A 23,795-nucleotide genomic window follows, 5' to 3' on the forward strand; every position below is an offset into this window, starting at 1 on the left:
GCTAGGAAACCCAGCCTTTATAATGTTGATGATTACTGACTTGCAGTCGCTGGACGAGTTGGTTTCTTCGCAGTCACCGATCCAACTGAATCGCCATGTTCTGCTTCAGCCGGCTTCACCAGGCTAGACTGTTGTGGATCATATTGACGCTCACGAATAAACAGTCCTGGAATCACCCCGGCAATAAAGTACGCAGTTCCCATCACGATAAATGCCATGGTGAATGAACCACCTGCGGCGATAAAACCGATAGTTGCCGGTGCAATCGCAGCACCTAGACGGCCCATGTTATAGGCCCCACCAATGGCTGTACCGCGTACATCAGTTGAAAAGGTTTCAGCCATATAAGTTGCATTGACACCGTATGGAATTCCGTAAAGGAAACCGAAAGTAATCAATAAGTAGGCAATATTGGTTGGGGTGTTATAGAAAATGATGATTGGCAGGAAAGCCGCTGTACTGACCGTACCAAATACAAAGGTAATACGACGTCCAAATTTATCCGCTGCATAACCGGCAATAATTTTGCCCAGAATCATGGCGGTATAAGCACCGACCATATAGCCAGTCAAGGCTTTGAAATTCATATTGAGTTCGGTTTCCAAATAGGTCGGCATCCAGTTATTGACACCGTAATAACCGAACTGCAGAAATGCGGCAGTTGTCATCCATAACAGGAACATACGGCGATGCGAGTGATGACCAAAGATACGCTTATAAATGCTTTCTGATGGTTGTTGAGCAGTAACTGTTGTTTCTGGATTTTCCAGTTTCAGCGCTTTACGTTTCGCCTGCTCGATTTTCGCTTCCTGCCAGGATGCTGGCTCTGGCACAAAACGCATAAATAGCAATGCAAAAGCGGCGGGAATGATTGTCACGTAGAACAGCATGCGCCAGCCATAGTCTGGAATAATCGCACCTGCCATCAAAGTCGCCACGATATAACCGACAGTTTGACCCGTCTGTAAGGTACCCAATACTGTAGTGCGGTATTTGGTCGGTACATATTCTGCCATCAAGGTATTACAGGCCATGTACAGTGAACCCAGGCCGAATGCACCAATAAAGCGAAGTACCATGAATTGCTCATAGCTTTGAGTGAAACCCAAGATACAGGTCATAATTGAGAAAAACACGACTGACCAAGCGATGGTTTTTACCCGTCCAAACTTGTCGCAGGCCCATCCACCGGTAATCCCGCCAAGTGCCATTCCGGCCAAAGAGGCACTCCCCAGCATTCCGGCCTGAAACGAAGTCAGGCCAAATTCTGCTTTGAGACTGGTCAAGCTAAATGACAGCAGCATGATGTCTACACCGTCAATCACGAGCGAGACGAATGCGAAGATAAATGCCAGTTTCCAGGTATGGGCATGAATGCGATGAGCTGTGCCGACATTATTCGGTAGCTTTATACCCAAGGCAACGGCGTCCTGATGGAGACTATTTTGATTTTCGTTGTTCATGTATTACCTCATTTTCCCAAATGAGTCATCGACATTCCTCTGTCTTCAGGTTTACAGCAGCGTTCTTTATTCTTTTTCTGCTTACATCTTATGAACTTCTGCTTATTAATACTGAGAATGACAAGAAAGCTTCACGATGAATCCTTTATTTAAGTTATTGACCGGTTTTTAGGGACAAAAGCCCTAAGGATGCTCAACCCTGAGCATCCCGAATTTAGAAAATAAATTAATTAGAAAAAGCTGCGATACCTGTTTGGGCACGACCGAGAATCAAGGCATGTACGTCATGGGTACCTTCATAGGTATTCACCACTTCCAGGTTGACCAGATGACGTGCCACACCAAATTCATCAGAGATGCCGTTACCGCCCATCATGTCACGCGCAACACGAGCAATATCCAGGGCTTTACCACAGTTATTTCGTTTGATCAGTGAAGTTCCTTCTACCGAAGCAATCCCTTCATCTTTCATACGGCCAAAACGTAAAGCAACCTGTAAGCCAAGCGCGATTTCAGTTTGCATATCCGCCAGTTTTTTCTGAATTAGCTGGTTGGCTGCCAATGGGCGACCAAACTGTTTACGGTCCATGGTGTATTGATGCGCCGTATGCCAGCAGAATTCAGCTGCGCCCATCGCACCCCAGGCAATGCCATAACGTGCACTGTTCAGACAGGTAAATGGTCCACGTAAGCCACGAATTTCCGGAAAGGCATTTTCTTCTGGAACAAATACATTATCCATCACGATTTCACCGGTGATCGAAGCACGCAGACCCACTTTGCCGTGAATCGCTGGTGCAGATAAACCTTCCCAGCCTTTTTCCAGAATAAAGCCACGGATATCCCCAACATTACCTTCAGCAGAGACTTCTTTCGCCCAGACCACAAATACATCGGCAATCGGACTATTGGTAATCCACATTTTTGCGCCAGTTAAGCGGTAACCACCATCAACTTTCTTAGCACGGGTAATCATGCTACCCGGATCTGAACCATGATCTGGTTCAGTCAGGCCGAAACAGCCGATATATTCACCAGTTGCCAGTTTTGGTAAATACTTCTGTTTCTGTTCTTCAGAGCCAAATTCATTGATTGGCACCATCACCAGCGAGCTTTGTACGCTGGCCATAGAACGGTAACCTGAATCGACACGTTCAACTTCACGTGCAATCAGGCCATAGCTGACATAGTTCAACCCGGCACCACCATACTGTTCAGGAATCGTCGGTCCTAGCAAGCCGAGCTCACCCATCTCACGGAAAATATTCGGATCAGTCTGTTCATGACGGAATTGTTCCAATACACGTGGTTGAAGTTTACCCTGACAATAAGCGCGTGCAGATTGCATAATCATGCGCTCTTCTTCTGTCAGTTGCTGCTCCAGTAAAAATGGGTCTTGCCAGTCAAAATAGTTTTTCTGGGCTTTTTTTGTATTAACCATTTGATTCATCGCATCCTCTGCTTAGCTGTCTATTGTTCTCAATCTTCTGACTTGATCCTAGGCAGGAATGAAACAGCTTTCAAACGAGCATTTAGCATGTAGATATGCGTTAATTGCATAACTGAGATATGAGCCTTTCAATCAACAAATTTGTAAGCCTGATTAACTCAATGCTGTAGACCAAAGTTGTATATAGGTTTACGTTTAATATGTCATTTTGTGATAGGACGATATTTTCAGGGAGGAAATTATGCGCCGAAAAATCCCTTCTACCCAAAGCCTCATGTGCTTCGAATCTGCAGCACGCCATTCCAGTTATACCCATGCTGCACAGGAGCTCTTTCTGACTCAGAGTGCGATCTCACGTCAGATCCAGCATCTGGAAGAATTACTCGAGGTACAATTGTTTAGCCGTACGCGTCATGGCGTGGAACTGACCGCAGCAGGACAGCAATATTATGAAAGTATCAAACCTTTATTAATAAGTCTGGAACAAGCTACGCTGGATGTCATAGAACATAAAGGTCAAGGCGGTACGCTGAAACTGGGGGTTGTTCCTACTTTTGCAACCCGGTGGCTATTACCTAAGCTACATCGTTTCCAGCAGCGTCATCCGGAAATTACTGTACATCTGGAAACCAGCACACGCCCCTTCCTGTTTCATGAAACTATCTTCGATGCTGCCATTTATGCAGGTACACCAGAACAGGTCGCACAGTGGCCCGGGATTACCAGCCATTTCCTGATGCATGAAGATGTGGTTGCTGTCTGTTCACCCAGTCTCATCAAAACACATTTAAAAATGAAGGTAACAGCTGATACACCACATTTAATACTGAGTGCTGAACAGCTATTACAGTTACCGCTTTTACAACAGACGACCCGCCCCACAATCTGGCAGGACTGGTTCGAATTGCATCAGGTAAAACATCCAAATCCTTTAGGCGGACAGCGGCATGAATTATTTTCTATGCTGGCCGTTGCAGCCAAACATGATATGGGAATGGCCTTGATTCCACAGATGCTGATTGAAACAGAACTCGCCAGTGGAGAACTGGTGAAAATTTCTGATCAGAAACTGGAACGACGCCGGGCCTATCACCTGATTCATGCTCATAATGAACATTCCACGCTCATTGCCAGATTTGTAAACTGGATGAAAGAAGAACTACAGCAAGAACCCATTCAGACTAAATCTGAAGTCCCATAAAAAAACCCCAATCTTTCGACTGGGGTTTTGCAAATCTGGCGGAAGCGGTGAGATTCGAACTCACGGAGGGGTATAAGCCCTCGTCGGTTTTCAAGACCGGTGCATTAAACCGCTCTGCCACGCTTCCATGGGCGCCATCATATAAATAAAAATCCGGCTTGGCAAATATTTTTCAAAAATTTAGCTATCAAATGCACAAAATAAAATCAATTCGGTCAATTTGCTGAATTTTCAGGCTTTTCATAGCGGATGGTATTGATGAACCAGACTTTCTTACCGGAGGGTGTTATTACTTCTGCTTCATCATCAACCTGCTTGCCGAGCAGCGCACGTGCCATTGGCGAATCAATCGAAATATGCTGTGGATGGTGGTCATAAATTTCATCAACTCCCACTATGCGTAAAGTCTTTTGTTCTCCGGCTTCATTTTCAATTTCGACCCAAGCACCAAAGTAAACCTTCCCTTCCTGCTCAGGTGAAAAGTCAATGATCCGTAGCTCTTCCAGACGTTTGCCCAAATAACGGACACGACGGTCGATCTTGCGTAACAGCTGCTTGTTGTACTGGTAGTCAGCGTTTTCAGAACGGTCGCCGAGGCTGGCGGCCCAGTTCACTTTTTTAGTGATTTCCGGTCGTTCTTCATGCCACAGATATTTAAGTTCTGCCACTAATTTGTCATGCCCACCACGGGTAATCAAATTGGATTTCATCGTTTTCTTACACCACTCATGACATCGTTTTCTTTGCTAACTGCCCTATTTTATTGGCTATTTTAACAAGCAAACATAATACTAAAAAAATTTTCTAATGATTTTAAATACTTAAATTACATTTTTAAACATTTTTGCGTACAAAATTTGACAATCTATTTTTTGATCATTACCATGCGCACATCTGATTAACTTTGTTTATTTTTTAATCTGTGTAGTTTTTCTACACATTGCCGTTTAATCCCAAGTCATTTTGAATGACGTCATGACTGCCCAACCCTAATTGAATTTATCAACTTTAAGAAAGTTCTGTGGTGTCTTTTGCCTAAAACTTTCGAGGGCATAAATTACTTGTAGCGGAGACAACATGCACAGTAGTTCATCTTCTGGGTCGAGGCTTTGCCTAAGATCTTTATTTTCCTCTCTCCCTGTAAAAATTCTTGTATTGAGCACTGCGCTTGTTCCATTCCACGCCATCAATGCAAGTAAAACACCGGCACACCAGTTTGATAGTGTCGTCAACAGCAATAAGCTTACTGTTGTTGCTGTGAAGAGCCCGACCACAGTGTTTGAAGAAGGTGGTCACCTGCATGGTTTTGGTTATGATTTGGTTCGTAACTATGCCAAAAACATGAATGTAAAACTGGATTTCAAAACAGTGAGCGATGATGCCACTGCATTGAAAATGGTTGCTCAAGGCAAAGCCAACATGGCAATGACTACAAGCAGTATCAGCAGCATTGAAGCGCGTAAACTGACGTCATTCTCTGCAACTTGTGGTGATGGCAGTTCCCTGTCGTCTAAAGGCCTGAATGCCAACCTGAACTGGGTTTTCAAATCAGCCAATGATCCATTGAGCCAGACTGCAAGTAATTTCGTATGTAACAGCAAGCAAAGCGGCGCAATCAATCAGCTCGCTTCCTTTTACAATCAGAATGTAGTCGAGGAGCATTTCAGGGATAATATCCATCAGGATCTTAGCCAGCGCCTCCCCATTTACAAGGCCAGCTTCCAGCGATCTGCACAGCAATACGGCCTGGACTGGCATCTGCTCGCCGCGATCGGCTACCAGGAATCTTATCTCAAGCCAAACTCCGTGTCCCCGACCGGTGTCCGTGGTCTGATGATGCTGACAAGCTCAACCGCAAAGGCAATGGGTGTAAATAACCGTACCGATCCTGTTCAAAGTATTGAGGGCGGTGCAAAATACTATGACAAGATGCTGTCACGCTTTGAGCATATTCCTATGCCAGACCGTAACTGGTATGCCCTAGTAGCCTATAACATGGGTCCAGGTGCAGTTCAGAAAATTCAGAACAGTATCCGTAACCAGGGGAAGGATCCGGATAACTGGGTAAACCTGTATAGCTATCTGGAGCATAACAAAGCCAGCAATGGCCGTTATCGTCAGGCATTGCAATATGTAACCCGTATCCGTTCTTATCTGGAACAGATTAAAAGTTCAGAGCTTGTGAATATCTGATTTATTCAAACCATAAAAAAAGCTTACCCTTGGGTAAGCTTTTTTTATGCAGATAGGATTGATCAGGTTGTTTGCTCAAGCACTTTCTTGAACAGATCTTTTTGCTCTTGGCTTGGTTTTGCAGTTTGCAACGCCATCAGCTGAGACATATCCCCCTGAACCTTGATCTTACCGGTCATGAATGCTTGCATTGCAGCAGCCATGTCAAACTCAAGGAATACTTTACGCAGAGTTTCTGCATCCATGTTCAGCGTAGTCTTCGCATTTGAAGACAGACCTTTTTTGATCGCTCCACCATCTAAAGATAATTCAGTATTACCTGTAGCGTCCGCAACCACCAGGTTGATTGCAAGATTCGCAAGCGCTGGCGCCAGGTTTAGGTCACCTGCTTGAGCAGTCAGAGTTTCTACAGTTGAAAACCAATCATCAGTTAAAAAAGCAGGCATGATCTTTCCTCAATTTATTAGTTCGTGTGTGTCGTCTATCCAGACAACATCATTGTTGACGCTATTGCGCTTGCAGATTGTTATAACATGATCATTTGTCGAATGGCTAACGAATTTTGTACGCAGCGTTCAATTTTTGTCATTATCTTTCTGTTTTTATGTACATAGCCTTGATTGATAAGGCTTGACAGGCATTCAACTTGAATGAATACCCGTCAAAAAGGTCTTAATCCGCAGCAAAACCGAGGTTGACCATATTAATTCGCTTACTCTCGCCTTCTACTGCTTCTTCAGTTGAGCAAGAATCTTTAAAGTCGAATTCACGTTGGCTATCGAGTGCCTCGAAGTCAAACAGTTCGCGGTCAGCCAGTTGTGACGGTGAAACATTTTGCAGTGCACCAAAAATGCTGTGCAGACGTTTCGGATGAGCTTTATCCCAGTCACGCAGCATGTCATTAATAATGGCACGTTGCAGGTTTTCCTGAGAACCACACAGGTTACATGGAATGATCGGGAACTGACGCATCTCGGCATATTTGATGATGTCCTTCTCTTCCACATAAGCCAGTGGACGGATCAGGATGTTCTTCTTGTCTGAAGACAACAGTTTTGGTGGCATCGCTTTTAAGCTGCCGCCATGGAACAGGTTCAGGAAGAACGTTGCCAAGATGTCATCACGGTGATGACCGAGCGCAACTTTGGTCGCACCAATTTCTTGCGCGAAACCATACAGCGAGCCACGGCGCAGACGAGAACATACGGCACAGTAAGTCTTGCCTTCAGGCGTCAGTTTCTTGGTAATGCTGTAAGTGTCTTTTTCCAGGATGTAATACGGAATGTTATTTTCTTCAAGATAACGTGGTAATACATCTTCAGGGAAGCCCGGCTGTTTCTGGTCCAGGTTTACTGCAACTACATCAAAGTTGATAGGTGCGATACGCTTGAACTGCAGCATGATATCTAACAAGGTATAGCTGTCTTTACCACCAGAAATACACACCATGACCTTGTCGCCATCTTCGATCATTTTAAAGTCACGAATAGCGTGTCCGACCTGACGGCGAAGCTTTTTCAACAAACGGTAATAGGCAGAGCTTGTTGGCAATTCTGGTTTGAAATTAAATCCTTGCTCGGATTCAACTGGCGAGTACATAGACGAGAATAACCCATAAATAAAAATACCGCGCAATTTTATCCGATTCGGGTGCTTCTCGCATCAAAAGAATTTATTTTCCTGTTATTGAAGTAATACTCTAAACTTCATGTTTTATTTAGATTGATAAATTGAACGAAACAGTTCATTTTTTATCCAGGATGCTTATGTTTTGAACTTTTCCACAGTTTTCCACAAAACCTGTGGATAACTTTGTGGATTTAAAACGACTTGACAGCTTTATCGGCCCCAAAAATAAGGGTTCTATTTAAATTGATCATTTTTTAACCAATTTATTTTATATTTAGAATCAATTATTTAAGTGTGTCAAGAAAGCCATATTAAAAAAAAATAAATATTTTTTTTGGTTAGTTCTTCAACATTAGGGACTTGCATTTACAAACTTGTTTATAAATGCGTCGCTCATCACTTTTCATTACAGTAAATTTTGTTAAACTCTGTAGTAAGTTTTGGGGACAAATGTTCAATACATATACTTACAATGAATAAAAATTTGTGGTTTAAGGGGACTTCTGTACTAAGTTGTCTTTATATTTTGATGGGAACTGCTGCTTTTTCGCATGCAGGTCAGACGATCTATCAAATGAAAGATAGCAATGGTGTTACCCTGCTGACGAATAATAAAGGTCGCTACAGTAATCTAAAAGTAGAAAAAAAGACCTATTACCCGGACAGTAACATTCATAGCTATAGCAACTGGGGCTCAAGTGAGGCTTCGGTATTGCCGAGCTATAGCAAAAACAAAAATGCCTTTGATTCAATTATCCGTGAGGCTGCACAAAAGCACGGTATTTCTGAAGGTCTGATCAAGGCTGTGATGCATACTGAATCTGGCTTTAATGTCCATGCCCGTTCTCCAGTCGGTGCTCAGGGACTAATGCAGCTCATGCCTGCTACCGCACGCCGCTTTAATGTATCTAATGCTTATGATCCGCATCAGAATATTATGGCAGGTGCCAAATATCTGGCCTGGCTAATGAAACGTTTTAATGGCAATACCGCTTTAGCACTGGCAGGTTATAACGCTGGTGAAGGCAATGTCAGCAAATATGGCGGTATCCCGCCCTTCCGCGAGACGCAAGACTATGTACGCCGTGTGACCAGCCGGTATCACAATCTATATTCCAGTGGTGTTAATCTGACCGCCGCTGCGGCACCGGTTGAAACCGCCAAGATTCTGGCCAGCTCTGCCAATTATAAAACGTCGGCAGCGCCTACCATTAAAGCCAGCAATTATCAGCGTCAGATCATTGCCAATGCAGATGGCAGCTTCACTGATGCGCCTGCCGGTTCTTATGCCACCGCACATGCCACTGCATCCGCCAGAATATATATCAACGATTAAGCCCTTCCTCTTCATCATTCATCCTAAGTTTTGGTTGATCATGGTGATGAGGTAAATTCTGGGTAATTTACTATTTTTTTTCTTGAAATTTGAGTCATTTCACCTCATATTGAGGGTAATGATTGTAATTTGCTAATCAGATTATTTTTCTATAATAAGAGGATTTCTCAATGATGCGGATTGGTTTGTTTTTGCTAACCAACCTCGCGGTACTGGTTGTAGCTGGCATTATCTTGTCACTCTTCGGTGTCGGTAGTTACCATGGCGCGGGTGGCTTGAATCTAGGCAACCTGCTAGTGATCTGTTTTGTGTTCGGTATGGTGGGTTCTTTAATCTCACTATTCATGTCTAAATGGATGGCGAAGAAGACTACTGGTACTGAACTGATTGATCCGAATGCTCCTCGTAACCAGGCAGAAGCATGGTTATTACAGGAAGTAGCACAGCTATCTCAGCGCGCTGGTATTAAAATGCCAGAAGTGGGTATTTTCCCATCTTACCAGTCAAATGCTTTCGCGACCGGCTGGAACAAAAACGATGCACTGGTGTCTGTTTCTACAGGCTTGCTAGAACGCATGAACAAAGATGAGTTACGTGCTGTACTTGCCCATGAAATTGGTCATGTTGCCAATGGTGACATGGTAACACTTGCTCTGATTCAGGGTGTGGTCAACGCCTTCGTCATGTTCTTTGCCCGGGTTGCTGGTGATTTTATCGACCGTAACGTATTTGGCCGTGAAGATGGTGAAGCACCAGGAATTGCTTTCTTCGTGATTACCATTGTGCTTGATATCGTATTTGGTATCCTGGCATCCGCTATCGTGATGTGGTTCTCACGTCATCGTGAATACCGTGCCGATGAAGCCGGTGCACGTTTAGCAGGTAAACAGGCCATGATTTCTGCGCTATTACGCTTACAGGCAGAATCTGAAATGCCAGATGCCATGCCGAAAGAAATGAAAGCCTTTGCAATTTCAGCAGGTCAAGAACAAGGTTTCAGCTTGGCTGCATTGTTCCAGACACATCCAACGATTGAACAACGTGTAGCCGCTTTGCATCAGCTTGATTGTCCTTAATCTACTGAGCACAACGCTATACCGAAAAGCCTCCTGACAGAGGCTTTTCTTTTATCTATACTTTTGTGTTTAAGCAGTTTGACTGATCCATTGGTACAGGGCCATCCCACCCCAGCCAATTGCCAGTACAAACAGAATCAGGAAAATGGTACCCAGAATATCCGGAATATGAATCCAGATCCAGGCAACCACTGGATTGCGCCAGAATGCAGACTGCTGCTGTTTCTGTTCTAGTTTTTCATGCAGAAAAGGATGTACCACATGCCGATCCGTGTGGATCTGGTATTCCTCACGGATATGATCATGCACGATATCCAAGGCCTTACGGCTAGGACGGATAAAAATATCGAAGATGGTTCCAGCCACGGGAATAAAACCGACCACGGCATCCATGGTTGCCAATTTAATGACCGGATTCAGTTTGGACTGTGGCACGCCGATCTGACGTGCCTTATAAATGGCATAACAGGTCAAGGCAAAACCAGCCAGATCTCCCGCCACAGGTACGGTACTGAGTGCAGCATCAGCACCAACACCCTGCTTGGTAAACGGAATCCGGACTACGGAGTCCATCATATTGGCAAACTTGGCCAAATCCCGTTCCAGGCGAATGACTTCCTGTTGTGTCAGTTTTGGTGAGTTGCTGTTGTCTGTCTCAATCATCGGAACAACCCGTTTATCATTGTGTAATGATTCAGCCTAACCTAATTAGATATTAAAAATATAGCGTAATTTTATTAACTTAAAACAAAAGTCTGGATGCCACGAACAAATACACCACCACCCCACTGGCATCGCAGATCGATGTCACCAGGGGCGCTGAAGCACTGGCAGGATCGAGTTTCAGCCTATTCAAGATAAATGGCAGACTCATGCCAATCAGACAACCAAGCAAAACAATCCCGGTCATACTGATGGCAAGTACTACAGCAACCATCAGATCGCCCCGGATATAACCCAGAATCGAAACAGCACAGGCCATAGTTAGACCAAGACACAGCGCCACCAGAGACTCCCGTCCAACCAGACGGAACCAGTCTGTAAACTGTACATCGCCAGTTGCCAATGCCCGGACCATCAATGTAGCAGACTGAGAACCTGCATTCCCGCCACTTCCCACCAGCAGTGGCAGGAAAAATACCAATACGATATGTTCCGCAATGATGTCCTCATATTTGGCAATACCAAAACTGGATAGCAAACTGCCAAACACCAGCAGTACCAGCCAGAATACCCGCTTTTTATACAGCGATAAAATCGGCACAGTTTTGATACTGTGTTGATCTAGCGGTGATACCGCACCTGCTTTTTGGAAATCCTCCGTGCTCTCGGCCTCGGCAATATCCATGGCATCGTCATAAGTCACAATCCCGACCAGTTTTTTGGACGTATCAACAATCGGCAAGGCAATAAAGTCGTAATAGGCCAGCGTGCGTGCAATCTTTTCCTGATCTTCATCCACCGTGCCATAAATCACTTCTTTCGTCATAACCTCGGCAATAGTCGCGGTAGGCAGTGCCTGAATAATCTGACGTAATGAAATTACCCCCAGCAGATGTAGCTGTGAATCTACAATATAGATCAGATACAGCGTGTCATGATTTCCAGCAATATCACGTAGCGTTTCAATTGCCTCGTTCATGCTGAGTTCAGGAGGCAGCGTCAAATAATCCGAACTCATCAATGCACCGGCAGTTTCCTCCGGATAGGCATGGAGTACTTTTAGTACCTGACATGACTGTGCTGAAAGCTTGCCCAGCAATTGCTGCTGTACCGAAAGAGGCAGCTGTTTATACAGGTCAATAAAGTCATCCGAATGCATTGCATCCAGTAAGGTCACCAGTTCTTCGAGAGATAATGATGCCGTAAGCTGAAGCTGCTGATGCAGAGGCAAGTATTCAAAGACTTCTACCGGGCGTTGCAGCTGCTCAAAGTGATGCTGCCGTTCAGCTGGTTTCAGCTCGGCTAATAGCCTTGCCTGATCGGCGATATTCAATTGTGCCAGCTGCTGGTCTGCACCTGTCTGATGCAATTTTAATAATTCCCGTACCTGTTCAACTTGCTGATCCATCTGCGCGCTGCTGCCCTCTTGTTATCATATATTTTTATATTCTAGTTTCATTCACTATGCCTCAGCTGAGTGAAGCATGGTGTTACTTCATTGATCTTTATAGCTGAAGGTAGATGATCTTAATTCAGTGCCTGCTTTTTCTTCTGAAACAGGCTACGGATCATCACATACATAAATGGAATAAAGATCAGCACCAACACAGTTCCAAAGATTACCCCACCCAGAACACTGACTCCGATTTCCTGACGGCTGACCGCCCCGGCACCAAAGGCAAAAACCAGTGGCAGAATCCCGGCACCAAAGGCCAACGACGTCATTAAAATTGGACGTAGACGCAAGCTTGCACCTTCCAGCGCTGCCGCGACAACGGATTTGCCATGCTGCTCTGCCAAGGCAGCAAATTCCACAATCAGAATGGCGTTCTTACAGGACAAACCAATCGTGGTCAGTAAGGCTATCTGGAAATAGATATCATTTGGAAAGCCTGCGAAATAACTGAAAATGATATTCCCACCAATACCCAGCGGAATTGCTGACATTACCGCAGTTGGAATACTCCAGCTTTCATAGAGTGCAGCCAGACACAGGAAGATAAAGCCAATCGAAATCGCATACAGCCAGATGGCCTGATTGCTGGATTGTTTTTCTTCGAAGGACAATCCACTCCAGGTCACATCAATACCTTTTTGATCGGCCACTAATGCTTCTACATCCCGCATTGCTTCACCGGTACTGGTATCTTTGGTGACATCAGCTTCCATCTGCAAAGCGGTATAACCCATAAAACGATTTACCACTTCCGGACCACCGCTCCAGTCTACCGTCGCAAAATTACTGAACGGTACCATCTGATTCTGGTCATTGCGCACATGCCACATCGCCAGATCTTCAGGTTTGGAACGGAATTCTGCATCACCCTGCATCATTACCCGTTTAATCCGGCCTCGGTCGATGAAGTCATTGACATAGTTACCCCCCCAGGCAGCAGAAAGTGTACTGTTGATTGCGGATTGGGTCAGACCATTGGCCATGGCCTGTTTCTGGTCAATATTAACCTTTAATTCAGCCTTCTCCGGATTGGAGCTCTTACCCAGATTTTCAAACGTTGAATATTGTTTGGTTTTTTCTTCCAATTCTTTAAATTGCTGTTCCAGATATTGGCGGACATTTCCCTCTATATCCCGGATCCAGAATTCCAGTCCATCGGTTTGTCCCAGACCGCTGACTGAAGCTGGCATATTAATATTGACCTGTGCATCCTTAAAACCACGGAAATGTTTTAAGGCACGTTCACGAATAGCTTGCGCAGTATTTTCCTCGCCAGGACGATCATCCCAGTGTTTCAGTGCCACAAAACCGGTTGCCAGGTTCTGACCGGTACCCGAGAAGTTACGGCCATAACGCATCATCACCAGATTGATATTGTCTTTTTCCTGTTCCAGGAAATATTCACGAATCTTTTCTCCGGTGGCCACCGTATTCTTTAGCGGCGCACCTTCTTGCAGGCGCACCTGAATGCTAAGCGTTCCCTGATCTTCACTTGGCAGGAAGCTGGTTGGCAAAGCCTTATAGAACAGACCAAATACAGCAACCAAACCGGCAAATAAAATTAAACAGATGGCCTTATGTTGTAGGGTGACATTAGAAAGTTTCAGATAACGCTGCTTAACACTTTCCAGTTTATGGTTAAACCATTGCGCCCAACGTGCCGGATTCGGATTTGGTTTGAGAATCAGCGCACACAGGGCTGGTGTCAGAATCAGGGCCACCATCAGTGACAATGACATGGCAGCAACCAGCGTAATGGAAAACTGACGATAAATAACCCCGGTAGAACCACCAAAGAACGCCATGGGAATAAATACTGCCGTCAATACCAAAGTAATACCGACCAGAGCCCCACTGATTTCCTGCATGGATTCCAGTGCTGCTTCCTTGGCGGTCAACTGCTTCTCATGCATTAGACGTTCAACGTTTTCCACCACGACAATAGCATCATCCACCAGCAGGCCGATTGCCAGAACCAGTGCAAATAAAGTCAGGGTATTGATGCTGAATCCAAGGGCATACAGGATTGCCATAGTACCGAGTAAAACCACTGGTACAGTGACTGCTGGAATCAGGGTAGCGCGCCAGTTTTGCAGGAAGATAAACATCACCACAATCACCAGGATGATGGCTTCAACCAGTGTTTTAAGGACTTCCTTAATGGATTCCTGAACGAATGGCGTGTTATCCCGTGGATAAGCAATCTTATAGCCTTCCGGCAACTGATTAGACAGACGGGCAATTTCCGCCTTGATTCGTTCTGAGGTCGCGATGGCATTGGCACCGGAAGCCAGCGAGATCGCCAGACCTGCGGATGCATAACCATTATTGGTACTATAGGATTGATAATTTTCTGCACCGAGTTCAACACGTGCCACATCTTTTAAATAGATAAAGCTGCCATCCCGGGCAGACTTTACAATGATATTTTCAAATTCTTCTACTGTTCTGAGTCGCGTGCCCGAAGTTACCTTGGCATTCAGATACTGATCCTCGACCGTAGGCAGATCGCCCACAGCACCGGCTGCGACCTGGGTATTCTGTGATTCAATCGCAGCACGCACATCGCTAGGCATCAGGTTATACTGTTTCAGCTTGAGTGGATTCAGCCAGATCCGCATGGCATATTGCGAGCCAAAAACATCCACCTCACCAATGCCTTCAATCCGGGAAATGTCCTGTTCCAGATGTGTCATCAGGTAGTCCGACAAGGCAATATTGTCACTGCGCCCGGATTCGTCATACAGGCTGATCACCATATGCGTATCGCCCAGCGACTTGAACACATTCACACCCTGCCGTTGTACATCTTCAGGCAAGCGGTTCAGCACCCCATTAATCGCATTTTGTACCTGTACCTGAGCCGTGTCTGGATCAGTCCCGTTTTCAAAGCTGATATTGATCCGGCTACGCCCGGAGGAATCGCTGCTAGAACTGAAATACAGCAAGTGATCAATGCCTTTAATCTGCTGTTCCAGTACCTGGGTCACGCTCTCCTCCACCGTTTCTGCCGATGCGCCGGAATAGGTTGCCGATACGGTCACTCGCGGTGGCGCAATATCTGGATAACGTTCCACAGGTAAATTCATGACCGCAAATAATCCGATCGCCATCACGACGATGGCCAGCACGCCTGCAAAAATAGGTCGATGAATAAAAAACTTAGACAGCATAGGTCTGAATCACTTTGAATTTGATGAATTTTAGGATGAGTTGGACAACTGAATCAGCTATAGGGATATTCAAGCAGTGGCATTGAAATTACAAGGCTTGATCACAGAAAAACATGTATAAAATTAAATCATGAAGAAAATATGAAGATTTTTCCTTTCATCTAGCTGTTTCAACAATTTATAGGGTTATTCATTTTATTTTAGGTATAAAAAAACCCTGCTTGCGCAGGGTCTTCTTTGAATCAGTTCAGTGCTTATGCAGAGAATTGGTTCATTGTGTTTTTCGCATCGTCACCCGCTTTAAGCGCGTTGTCACCAGCGAAGATTTCTTTGTGGTCGTCACCGATGTCAGAACCCGCCATTGCTTGGTGTTTCACACAAGCGATACCGCCACGGATTTCTTTACGTTGTACGCCAGCAACATAAGCCAACATACCTTCAGAACCGAAGTAACCTTGAGCAAGCTCGTGAGTAGAAAGCGCAGCTGTGTGGTAAGTCGGTAGAGTGATCAAGTGGTGGAATACACCTGCTTCACGAGAAGCATCTGCCTGGAATGTACGAACTTTCTCGTCAGCTTCAGCAGCCAATTCAGTGTTGTCGTACTCAGCACTCATTAGTTTAGCGCGGTCGTATGCAGATACGTCTTTACCTTCAGCAACCCAACGGTCGTACGCTTGTTGACGGAAGTTTAAAGTCCAGTTGAACGATGGAGAGTTGTTGTAAACAAGTTTCGCATTTGGAACAACTTCTTTAACACGGTTAACCATGTGAGCGATTTCAGCTACGTTTGGAGTCGCAGTTTCGATCCAAAGAAGGTCAGCACCGTTTTGAAGGCTAGTTACACAGTCAAGTACAACGCGGTCGATTTGAGTGCCTTCGCGGAACTGGTACAGACCAGAAGCAAGACGTTTTGGACGGTGAAGTTTGCCATCACGTTTGATCAGGATTTCGTCTTCTTGCGCTTCTGAAATGTCAATTTCAGTTGTATCTAAGTAGCTGATGTATTGAGAAGCGATGTCACCTGGCTCTTTAACCACTGGGATTTTTTGAGTCAAGTCAGCGCCTTCAGAGTCAGTACGTGCAACGATGATACCGTCGTCTAGACCCATTTCCAGGAATGCATAGCGAAGCGCGTGGATTTTCGCGATGAAGTCTTCGTGTGGAACAGTTACTTTACCAGCTTGGTGACCACATTGTTTCGCGTCAGACACCTGGTTTTCGATTTGAAGTGCACAAGCACCCGCTTCGATCATTTTCTTCGCTAGTAAGTAAGTTGCTTCTTCGTTACCGAAACCAGCGTCGATGTCCGCAATGATTGGCACAACGTGAGTTTGGAAGTTGTCGATTTGAGAAGTGATTTCAGCAGCTTTAGCAGTGTCACCAGCTTCTTGAGCTTTTTTAAGTGAACGGAACAGGTCGTTCAATTCTTTCGCGTCAGCTTGACGTAAGAATGTGTAGATTTCTTCAATCAATGCAGGAACAGAAGTTTTTTCGTGCATAGATTGGTCAGGAAGTGGACCGAACTCTGAACGAAGTGCTGCAACCATCCAACCAGAAAGGTAGATGTAGCGACGTTCAGTTGTACCGAAGTATTTTTTGTTCGCAATCATTTTTTGTTGTGCGATGAAACCGTGCCAGCAACCCAGAGATTGAGTGTATTTGCTAGAGTCAGCATCATAAGCAGCCATATCACGACGCATAATTGCTGCTGTGTATTTTGCAATGTCTAAACCTGTTTTGAAACGGTTCTGAAGTTGCATACGCGCAGCATCTTCAGGACTGATGTCTGCCCAAGTGTTGCCGAATTTCGCTTTTAATTCGCGGATTGCATCAATCGCTGTTTGATATGTAGTCATGATATATTCCTGTAATAATATTAGGATTTTTCTGCAACGTTGTTCTAAAATCAGACCCTCAAAACTTTGTTTAGATTTTAGTCAGCTCGTTGCGATGTATAGAGATTAGATGCAATAAAAAAATTAATCCAATATTCTGCAAGAATTATCACTATTTATTTAAAAAATATGTAGATGAAAGTCTAATTATATATTGATTACTTTTATATAAATTATTGTATTTAATAGTTTATTTTTAAATTTTTAAAATTTATTTTTGTCTAAAATTTCAGCTTCTTGAATATAAAATATTCATTAGACTTAAGTCTTGACTCGCTTGATGACCTGACTTTTTTGGTCTTTTTTGCCAGTCTTCCTTTATATTTCCGATAAACTGGATTAATGCAAAACTATATATTTCACATAATTTATCTACTATTAATCATTGACTCATTTCTTGTCTTGAAATCATTTTCACTTGCCCTGTTTTAACTAAAAATAGGCATCCAGTTTGATCCTGTAATTGACCAATTTGACAGACAGAATCCAGACTCGATTTATGTACACCCCTTGTTTGAAAATGAATAAAAACTGTTATAAATTCGGTGGCTTTTTTTTCATCGGTCACGTACACAAGCCGCAGTACTTATGGCATAATCACTATAATTTCATGATTTTATTTTCGGTATTTTTTTTATGAATCTGGAGCGGGTCGATCTCAATCTATTAATTTATCTTGATGTACTTCTTCGCGAAAAAAATGTCACACGTGCAGCTGAGCAACTTGGCGTGACCCAGCCTGCCATGAGTAACATTTTGCGTCGTCTGCGCAATTTATTTAATGATCCCCTCCTGATCCGTTCTTCTGAAGGGATGACACCGACTGAACGTGCACTCGAACTGCAGCCACGTATTCGCGATGCCCTGTCTGATCTGTCCATGATTCTGGAACCCCGTACCGAGTTCCGCCCTTATACCTCAAATCGTGTGTTCCGTATCATGACTTCAGATTATGCTGAAGCGACACTGGTACCGCGCCTGGTCAAAGCTTTACGCTCTGAAGCACCCAATGTTGTTCTGGACTTTCTGACACCTAGTGATGTGTCTTATCGTGACATGGAACAAGGTAAGGTTGACCTGGCGATTAACCGGTTTAATGAAATTCCGCAAAGTTTCCATCAGGTACTGGTGTGGCGTGACAGTTTTTCTTGTCTGTTAAATAATAAACATCCTGCTGCTGGTAACCTGAACCTGAAAAGCTATTTAGATGCACAGCATATCTGGGTATCTAAAACCGGCATGGGCGTGGGATTCGGGGTTAATCCTGAAAAGCAGGCCGGACTTGGCTGGATTGATCAGGCGCTGGAACGTATTGGGCAAAAACGTAAGATTTCAGTATTTACCCGTCACTATCAGATGCCGGGACTTTTGGCGTCAAATGTAGATCTGGTAGCAACGCTACCAACCCGTATTGCCCGCCTGCAAGCCAAGAACCATAATTTGCTACTTAAAGATCCACCCTTCTATATTCCTGAATTTGAACTGAAGATGGCATGGTGTCCATTACTGCATCATCATCCGGCACATCGCTGGTTGCGTCAGCTGATTCTGTATGTAGCGCGCCAGATGATTGAAGAGGAGAATCGTGAATTTATGCAGAATAATTCGCAATTTTCACCTTATTAAAATGAATTTCACATAAATTATTATTTTTTAAGCTTATACTGTAAGGACTTGAGATCTGTTTTTACACCTCAAGTCCTTTTTTGTGTTAAAAATATTCCAAGATAATATCAATCCACAGGTGGATTACGTGAGCCTCTTTCAAAACATCGTGATTATCTTAATACTCATCGCGGGGGCTGGTTTTTTATCACTGACTGAAATCGCACTCGCAGGTGCCCGTAAGGTCAAACTTAAAATTTTGGCCGAATCAGGCGACGTCCGTGCCCAGAAAGTGCTGGATTTGCAGGAAAACTCAGCAGACTTCTTTGCTGCCTCCCAAATTGGCTTAAATGCTGTCGCCATTCTCGGCGGTATTCTGGGTGAAGGGGCTTTCCGTCCTTATATCGCCGAATTTGTCTCGCATATATATGATGGTCCTTGGACCGAGAACATCAGCTTTGCCTTATCTTTCACTCTGGTGACTTCATTATTCATTCTGTTTGCCGATCTGATGCCAAAACGCCTGGCAATGATTGCACCGGAAAAAATTTCAGTCGCAGTTATCAACCCGATTCAAATTTTTATTAAAATCTGCAAGCCGTTGGCTTGGATAATTAATGCCATTGCCAATCTGTTGTTCCGGTTATTCAAAGTCAATACGATCCGGGATGACAATATCACCTTTGCAGATATTTCTGCGGTGATGGATGCCGGTGCTCAGGCTGGCGTACTACAAAAGCAGGAACACCACTTTATTGAAAACGTGTTTGAACTTGAAGAACGTAATGTTCCTTCCAGTATGACCACACGTGAAAATGTGGTGTTCTTTACCCTGACTGAAGCTGAAGACAGTATTCGTCAAAAGCTGGCGCAATATCCTTATTCCAAATTTCTGGTCTGTAATGAAAATATCGACCAGGTAATTGGCTATGTCGATGCCAAAGACATTCTGGTCCGTATTCTCAACAACCAGAAAATCAATCAGCTGAATGAATCTACCATTCGTAATGTGTTGATGATTCCGGACACTCTGACCTTATCCGAACTTCTGGACCGCTTCCGTTCGAGCAAAGAAAAGTTTGCAGTGGTCATTAACGAATATGCACTGGTCGTGGGTGTGATTACCCTGTCTGACATCATGATTACCGTAATGGGTGACTGGGTAACACCAATGGAAGAAGATCAGCAGATCTTTAAACGTGATGCTGATTCATGGCTGATTGAAGGCAGTACGCCAATTGAAGACATGAAACATGCCTTAGGCATTGATGAAATGCCAGATGAAGAAAATTATGAAACGCTGGCTGGTTTTATGATGTACAAGCTGCGCAAGATTCCACGCCCTGCTGATATTGTAATTTTTGGCGGCTATAAGTTTGAAGTTGTGGATGTGGATCACTTTAAAATTGATCAGCTTTTGGTTACCCGCTTACTTCAAGACCATAAAGAATCTGAAACATCTGATTCTGAAGAATAAGTTGATTAATATTTCTTTTTCTAAAGCCTTACATGAACGTAAGGCTTTTTTTATTACATATCAGAAATGCTGATCCATACTTATCATGCATTTCACCATACTTTATGGATATATATTATTTATTAGAAAAATAGAATAAAAAATACCATTTGTTAAATAATATTTAAAAAATGGGTTGAATTGAATAGTATCAAGTTCACTTGAATATTAAATAAAACTATCACACTCAAAGGACTGATCCATGCTGACTATTTTAGGCTTAGGCATGATTATTTGCTTTATGTATTTAATCATGTCCAAGCGTTTGAGCGCGCTCGTAGCTTTAACTTTAATACCTATTCTTTTTGCTCTCATTACTTACGCATTAAGCTTTTTTGTCGACAGTCTAGCAGGATTTAATATTTCAGAATTAGGCCCCATGATGATGGAGGGGATCAAAAAACTTGCCCCGACGGGTGTCATGCTGTTATTTGCGATTCTGTATTTTGCCATCATGATTGATACAGGCTTGTTTGACCCATCGGTAAAATGGATTTTAAAACAGGTCAAAGGGGATCCCCTCAAAGTGACTTTAGGCACGATTACCTTAACGTTGATTGTGTCATTAGATGGCGATGGTTCTACCACTTATATGATCTGTGTCGCTGCGATGCTACCCTTATATAAACGCATAGGTATGAGCCCATTGATCATGGCATGTTTAATGATGCTCGCCAGTGGCATTATGAACTTAACCCCTTGGGGTGGACCAACAGCACGTGCTGCAACTGCACTGCATGTCGATCCAAACGATGTTTTTGTACCGATGCTGTTCCCGATGTTTGTAGCCATTATCTGGTTATATTTCTTGGGCTTTATGTATGGTCGTATGGAGCGTAAACGCATTGGTATTGTTGAGCTGGATATTAGCCATGGTGACAATATTCAAATCTCGCAAGTCCCTGAAGCCAACCGCCATCATTTACGTACCTTCAATGCTTTGCTTACACTCGGCTTGATGATTACGCTGGTGATGGGCATTCTACCCGCTCCAATATTATTCATGGTGGCACTGTGTATTGCTTTAATTGTGAATTATCCAGATTTGGATATGCAAAAGCGCTTGGTGGGTAACCACTCTGCAAGTGCTTTGGCAGTCGTAGGTATTATCTTCGCCGCAGGTATTTTTACAGGAATTCTGTCAGGTACAGGCATGGTTGATGCCATGTCCAAGCAATTGGTCGAGATTATTCCTGAAAGTATGGGACCTTATCTGGCACCAATCACCGCAGTGATCAGTATGCCATTAACCTTCTTTATGTCGAATGATGCGTTCTATTTTGGTGTCTTACCTGTGTTATCGGAAGCTGCCGGACATTATGGTATTACTCCAGCAGAAATGGCACGTGCCTCAATTGTTGGGCAACCTGTGCATTTACTTTCACCCTTGGTACCATCTACTTACTTATTATGTGGACTGGCGGGAATCAATTTTGGTGAACATCAAGAATTTACCATTAAATGGGCAGTAATTACCTGTTTAGTGATGTTGGTGACTGCTGTCATCTTCGGTATTTTCCCACTCTATTCAACACTTGGGTAAAGATTTTTCCATAAAAAAGAGCATCCAAGGATGCTCTTTTTTTAGCGCTGTTTAGAAATTTTCAAGTAAAGCATCTAATACTGCCTGGTAGTGAATACGAATATCATCTTCCAGAATTTTATAGGCATTATCGAACTGCACCATTGGCCAGCCTTCTTTCCAGAATGGGAAAATATTATGCAGGTCATGCGTCACGATTGCATCTTCACGCACAATAGCCTGCGCGATCTGTGCCAATACAAATGCAGTTTCCGCACCATCAATCGCCAGGTAATCAATACCACGCGCCTTTAAAATACGGATACGGTCTTTCTTGTAACGAATCTTTTTGATCTGAGCTTCATTCAAATGAAGCGCGATAGACACTGCTTCAACAAATTTTTCTTCAAATGACTGATGCAATCTAACCAGCGCCTGTTTATGCGCTTCCTGACGACCCGCTTTACCACCCTGACGAATAGCTTCTTTCGCTTCGGTATCTAATTCATCGTTTTTCATTGCCTGTAACAGGTCCAGAATTTCGATGTCGCTTAAAGTCTCAGGAGATTGATCAGTCATGAACTGCCCTTACAAATAATATTTACAATAGGCTATTTTCGCATAATTCCCGGACAAAAAGACAAAATCCTGCTGCAAGTGAGATGATTTAATTGCGCATTGCAATTTTTCGGAAAAATTCAGCAATTTACTTTATAGTAATCTTACTCATCCATCTCCTGCCCGACTTCATACATGCAAAACCAACAAGTCAATGTGCTGCTTCAGCAACTTCAGCGGCTCTATCCAGCGGCTTTTAAGCACAATTACCTGTTTTATAGTCAGATCAAGACCAGAGGTGTACTGGATGACCGTCGTGAATTTATTCCTTGGCTATTGGCGAGCATGATTTTTGTGCCAATCAGTTTCGTACTGAAAGATATTTTCCTGAGTAATTTTACTGAGCTGAGTAACTTTCAGGCACAAGCCTATGCCATTCTGGCAATTCTTTTATTCTTGATGGTGATTGTCCCTTTGGTCATTAAACAGATTCGACATTCTTCGCATTCACTTTATCAACTATTACGACATAGTCCTGTCAAGCTTGCTGTAATCGTCATTCTGTCTGCCCTGAATATTCAATTTTTACAAAGTCAGTTTGTGATGTGGGCGCTCCTGTTCTTTGGTGTCAGTTTTGGCTTTGTGCGTTTTTATAAGGAAAATCTGTTTCGTCAAAACAGTCAGGACAGTGAATATTATCAGCTGCATCAACTGCGTCGTGTGTGTTTCTGGGCATACAAACAAAGCCTGAGAACCCGATTAAAACTCTATATGACTTCGGCTCAAAGTCCTGAATATGAAGTACTCAAGCGTCAGCTAAACCGCTATGCCGACCTATATAGCCAGTTATTCAAATCTGAACACCAGTACTGTAAAAGCATTAAACATATTGATGTGGACAGTTATCTGGATGAAATGCTGTAAATCGATTAATTTATTGAAATTTAAAGCTTTGAATAACATCAGCTTTGCTTTCTTTTAAATTTTAATGGCTAAATTGCCTGAAAATAAAACAAATAATAAGAAATCATCTTGCCAAGTTCTCGCTGCTCATCTATG

The 23,795-nt window shown here is 43.6% G+C and carries 18 protein-coding genes and 1 tRNA gene; 8 read left to right on the forward strand and 11 right to left on the reverse strand.

The window, feature by feature from the left end:
* Positions 1-32 precede the first annotated feature (32 nt).
* Positions 33-1,463: an MFS transporter gene (locus C3420_RS05355; protein WP_103799935.1), complete on the reverse strand. Its 1,431-nt coding sequence runs from the start codon at positions 1,461-1,463 to the stop codon at positions 33-35.
* Between the two features lie 226 nt (positions 1,464-1,689).
* Positions 1,690-2,913: an acyl-CoA dehydrogenase gene (locus tag C3420_RS05360; RefSeq protein WP_004814982.1), complete on the reverse strand. Its 1,224-nt coding sequence runs from the start codon at positions 2,911-2,913 to the stop codon at positions 1,690-1,692.
* A 241-nt stretch (positions 2,914-3,154) separates the two neighbouring features.
* Here C3420_RS05360 and C3420_RS05365 point away from each other — a divergent pair, with 241 nt between their 5' ends.
* Positions 3,155-4,114, forward strand: a complete 960-nt coding sequence (locus C3420_RS05365; RefSeq protein ID WP_103799936.1) for a LysR substrate-binding domain-containing protein — start codon at positions 3,155-3,157, stop codon at positions 4,112-4,114.
* Between the two features lie 36 nt (positions 4,115-4,150).
* On the opposite strand, the gene C3420_RS05370 is transcribed toward C3420_RS05365, so the two are convergent.
* A tRNA-Ser gene (locus C3420_RS05370) sits at positions 4,151-4,241 on the reverse strand.
* Between the two features lie 88 nt (positions 4,242-4,329).
* Positions 4,330-4,824: a transcription elongation factor GreB gene (gene greB / locus C3420_RS05375; protein ID WP_004814978.1), complete on the reverse strand. Its 495-nt coding sequence runs from the start codon at positions 4,822-4,824 to the stop codon at positions 4,330-4,332.
* 367 nt (positions 4,825-5,191) lie between these two features.
* Here greB and C3420_RS05385 point away from each other — a divergent pair, with 367 nt between their 5' ends.
* Complete coding sequence (locus tag C3420_RS05385; protein ID WP_071320241.1) at positions 5,192-6,307, forward strand: transglycosylase SLT domain-containing protein; 1,116 nt, start codon at positions 5,192-5,194, stop codon at positions 6,305-6,307.
* A gap of 62 nt (positions 6,308-6,369) precedes the next feature.
* On the opposite strand, the gene C3420_RS05390 is transcribed toward C3420_RS05385, so the two are convergent.
* Together C3420_RS05390 and ttcA are read right to left on the reverse strand one after the other, a co-directional pair.
* Complete coding sequence (locus C3420_RS05390) at positions 6,370-6,753, reverse strand: SCP2 sterol-binding domain-containing protein (RefSeq protein ID WP_004814972.1); 384 nt, start codon at positions 6,751-6,753, stop codon at positions 6,370-6,372.
* A gap of 226 nt (positions 6,754-6,979) precedes the next feature.
* A complete protein-coding gene (gene ttcA, locus C3420_RS05395; RefSeq protein ID WP_004814970.1) occupies positions 6,980-7,906 on the reverse strand; it encodes a tRNA 2-thiocytidine(32) synthetase TtcA in 927 nt (308 codons plus the stop codon).
* A 559-nt stretch (positions 7,907-8,465) separates the two neighbouring features.
* Between ttcA and C3420_RS05400 the strand changes: the two genes are divergently transcribed.
* Positions 8,466-9,272 (forward strand): lytic transglycosylase domain-containing protein, encoded by an 807-nt coding sequence (locus C3420_RS05400; protein ID WP_008305700.1) that lies wholly within the window; start codon positions 8,466-8,468, stop codon positions 9,270-9,272.
* Positions 9,273-9,442: 170 nt separating this feature from the next.
* Positions 9,443-10,348, forward strand: a complete 906-nt coding sequence (gene htpX / locus C3420_RS05405) for a protease HtpX (RefSeq protein ID WP_004814968.1) — start codon at positions 9,443-9,445, stop codon at positions 10,346-10,348.
* A 69-nt stretch (positions 10,349-10,417) separates the two neighbouring features.
* Here htpX and C3420_RS05410 read toward each other — a convergent pair whose 3' ends face one another.
* The 4 genes from C3420_RS05410 to C3420_RS05425 all read right to left on the reverse strand — a co-directional run bounded on the left by C3420_RS05410 (position 10,418) and on the right by C3420_RS05425 (position 17,496).
* Complete coding sequence (locus C3420_RS05410; protein ID WP_004892045.1) at positions 10,418-11,011, reverse strand: DUF4112 domain-containing protein; 594 nt, start codon at positions 11,009-11,011, stop codon at positions 10,418-10,420.
* Between the two features lie 79 nt (positions 11,012-11,090).
* The gene (mgtE, locus tag C3420_RS05415) at positions 11,091-12,419 is read right to left on the reverse strand and encodes a magnesium transporter (protein ID WP_103799937.1); all 1,329 of its coding nucleotides are present in this window, start codon (positions 12,417-12,419) and stop codon (positions 11,091-11,093) included.
* 119 nt (positions 12,420-12,538) lie between these two features.
* Positions 12,539-15,640 (reverse strand): multidrug efflux RND transporter permease subunit, encoded by a 3,102-nt coding sequence (locus C3420_RS05420; RefSeq protein ID WP_103799938.1) that lies wholly within the window; start codon positions 15,638-15,640, stop codon positions 12,539-12,541.
* Between the two features lie 254 nt (positions 15,641-15,894).
* On the reverse strand, positions 15,895-17,496 hold the full coding sequence (locus C3420_RS05425; protein WP_004814964.1) for an isocitrate lyase: 1,602 nt from the start codon (positions 17,494-17,496) through the stop codon (positions 15,895-15,897).
* Positions 17,497-18,171: 675 nt separating this feature from the next.
* Here C3420_RS05425 and C3420_RS05430 point away from each other — a divergent pair.
* The 3 genes from C3420_RS05430 to C3420_RS05440 all read left to right on the forward strand — a co-directional run bounded on the left by C3420_RS05430 (position 18,172) and on the right by C3420_RS05440 (position 22,199).
* Positions 18,172-19,161 carry a LysR family transcriptional regulator gene (locus C3420_RS05430; RefSeq protein WP_004814962.1) on the forward strand — a complete coding sequence of 330 codons (990 nt, stop codon included), beginning with the start codon at positions 18,172-18,174 and terminating at the stop codon, positions 19,159-19,161.
* A gap of 127 nt (positions 19,162-19,288) precedes the next feature.
* Positions 19,289-20,617: a hemolysin family protein gene (locus C3420_RS05435; protein ID WP_103799944.1), complete on the forward strand. Its 1,329-nt coding sequence runs from the start codon at positions 19,289-19,291 to the stop codon at positions 20,615-20,617.
* Positions 20,618-20,858: 241 nt separating this feature from the next.
* Positions 20,859-22,199 carry a CitMHS family transporter gene (locus tag C3420_RS05440; protein ID WP_076753941.1) on the forward strand — a complete coding sequence of 447 codons (1,341 nt, stop codon included), beginning with the start codon at positions 20,859-20,861 and terminating at the stop codon, positions 22,197-22,199.
* A gap of 51 nt (positions 22,200-22,250) precedes the next feature.
* Here C3420_RS05440 and C3420_RS05445 read toward each other — a convergent pair whose 3' ends face one another.
* Positions 22,251-22,757 carry a hypothetical protein gene (locus C3420_RS05445; protein ID WP_004814957.1) on the reverse strand — a complete coding sequence of 169 codons (507 nt, stop codon included), beginning with the start codon at positions 22,755-22,757 and terminating at the stop codon, positions 22,251-22,253.
* A 174-nt stretch (positions 22,758-22,931) separates the two neighbouring features.
* Between C3420_RS05445 and C3420_RS05450 the strand changes: the two genes are divergently transcribed.
* The gene (locus tag C3420_RS05450) at positions 22,932-23,660 is read left to right on the forward strand and encodes a hypothetical protein (protein ID WP_004814955.1); all 729 of its coding nucleotides are present in this window, start codon (positions 22,932-22,934) and stop codon (positions 23,658-23,660) included.
* Positions 23,661-23,795: the final 135 nt, after the last annotated feature.

It is taken from the genome of Acinetobacter sp. ACNIH3, from assembly GCF_002918965.1.
GTDB lineage: Bacteria > Pseudomonadota > Gammaproteobacteria > Pseudomonadales > Moraxellaceae > Acinetobacter > Acinetobacter schindleri.

Coding starts and splice junctions, on each gene's coding strand:
- C3420_RS05355 (WP_103799935.1), bottom strand. CDS start 1,463: ATGAACAACGAAAATCAAAATAGTCTCCATCAGGACGCCGTTGCCTTG.
- C3420_RS05360 (WP_004814982.1), bottom strand. CDS start 2,913: ATGAATCAAATGGTTAATACAAAAAAAGCCCAGAAAAACTATTTTGAC.
- C3420_RS05365 (WP_103799936.1), top strand. CDS start 3,155: ATGCGCCGAAAAATCCCTTCTACCCAAAGCCTCATGTGCTTCGAATCT.
- greB (WP_004814978.1), bottom strand. CDS start 4,824: ATGAAATCCAATTTGATTACCCGTGGTGGGCATGACAAATTAGTGGCA.
- C3420_RS05385 (WP_071320241.1), top strand. CDS start 5,192: ATGCACAGTAGTTCATCTTCTGGGTCGAGGCTTTGCCTAAGATCTTTA.
- C3420_RS05390 (WP_004814972.1), bottom strand. CDS start 6,753: ATGCCTGCTTTTTTAACTGATGATTGGTTTTCAACTGTAGAAACTCTG.
- ttcA (WP_004814970.1), bottom strand. CDS start 7,906: ATGTACTCGCCAGTTGAATCCGAGCAAGGATTTAATTTCAAACCAGAA.
- C3420_RS05400 (WP_008305700.1), top strand. CDS start 8,466: ATGGGAACTGCTGCTTTTTCGCATGCAGGTCAGACGATCTATCAAATG.
- htpX (WP_004814968.1), top strand. CDS start 9,443: ATGATGCGGATTGGTTTGTTTTTGCTAACCAACCTCGCGGTACTGGTT.
- C3420_RS05410 (WP_004892045.1), bottom strand. CDS start 11,011: ATGATTGAGACAGACAACAGCAACTCACCAAAACTGACACAACAGGAA.
- mgtE (WP_103799937.1), bottom strand. CDS start 12,419: ATGGATCAGCAAGTTGAACAGGTACGGGAATTATTAAAATTGCATCAG.
- C3420_RS05420 (WP_103799938.1), bottom strand. CDS start 15,640: ATGCTGTCTAAGTTTTTTATTCATCGACCTATTTTTGCAGGCGTGCTG.
- C3420_RS05425 (WP_004814964.1), bottom strand. CDS start 17,496: ATGACTACATATCAAACAGCGATTGATGCAATCCGCGAATTAAAAGCG.
- C3420_RS05430 (WP_004814962.1), top strand. CDS start 18,172: ATGAATCTGGAGCGGGTCGATCTCAATCTATTAATTTATCTTGATGTA.
- C3420_RS05440 (WP_076753941.1), top strand. CDS start 20,859: ATGCTGACTATTTTAGGCTTAGGCATGATTATTTGCTTTATGTATTTA.
- C3420_RS05445 (WP_004814957.1), bottom strand. CDS start 22,757: ATGACTGATCAATCTCCTGAGACTTTAAGCGACATCGAAATTCTGGAC.
- C3420_RS05450 (WP_004814955.1), top strand. CDS start 22,932: ATGCAAAACCAACAAGTCAATGTGCTGCTTCAGCAACTTCAGCGGCTC.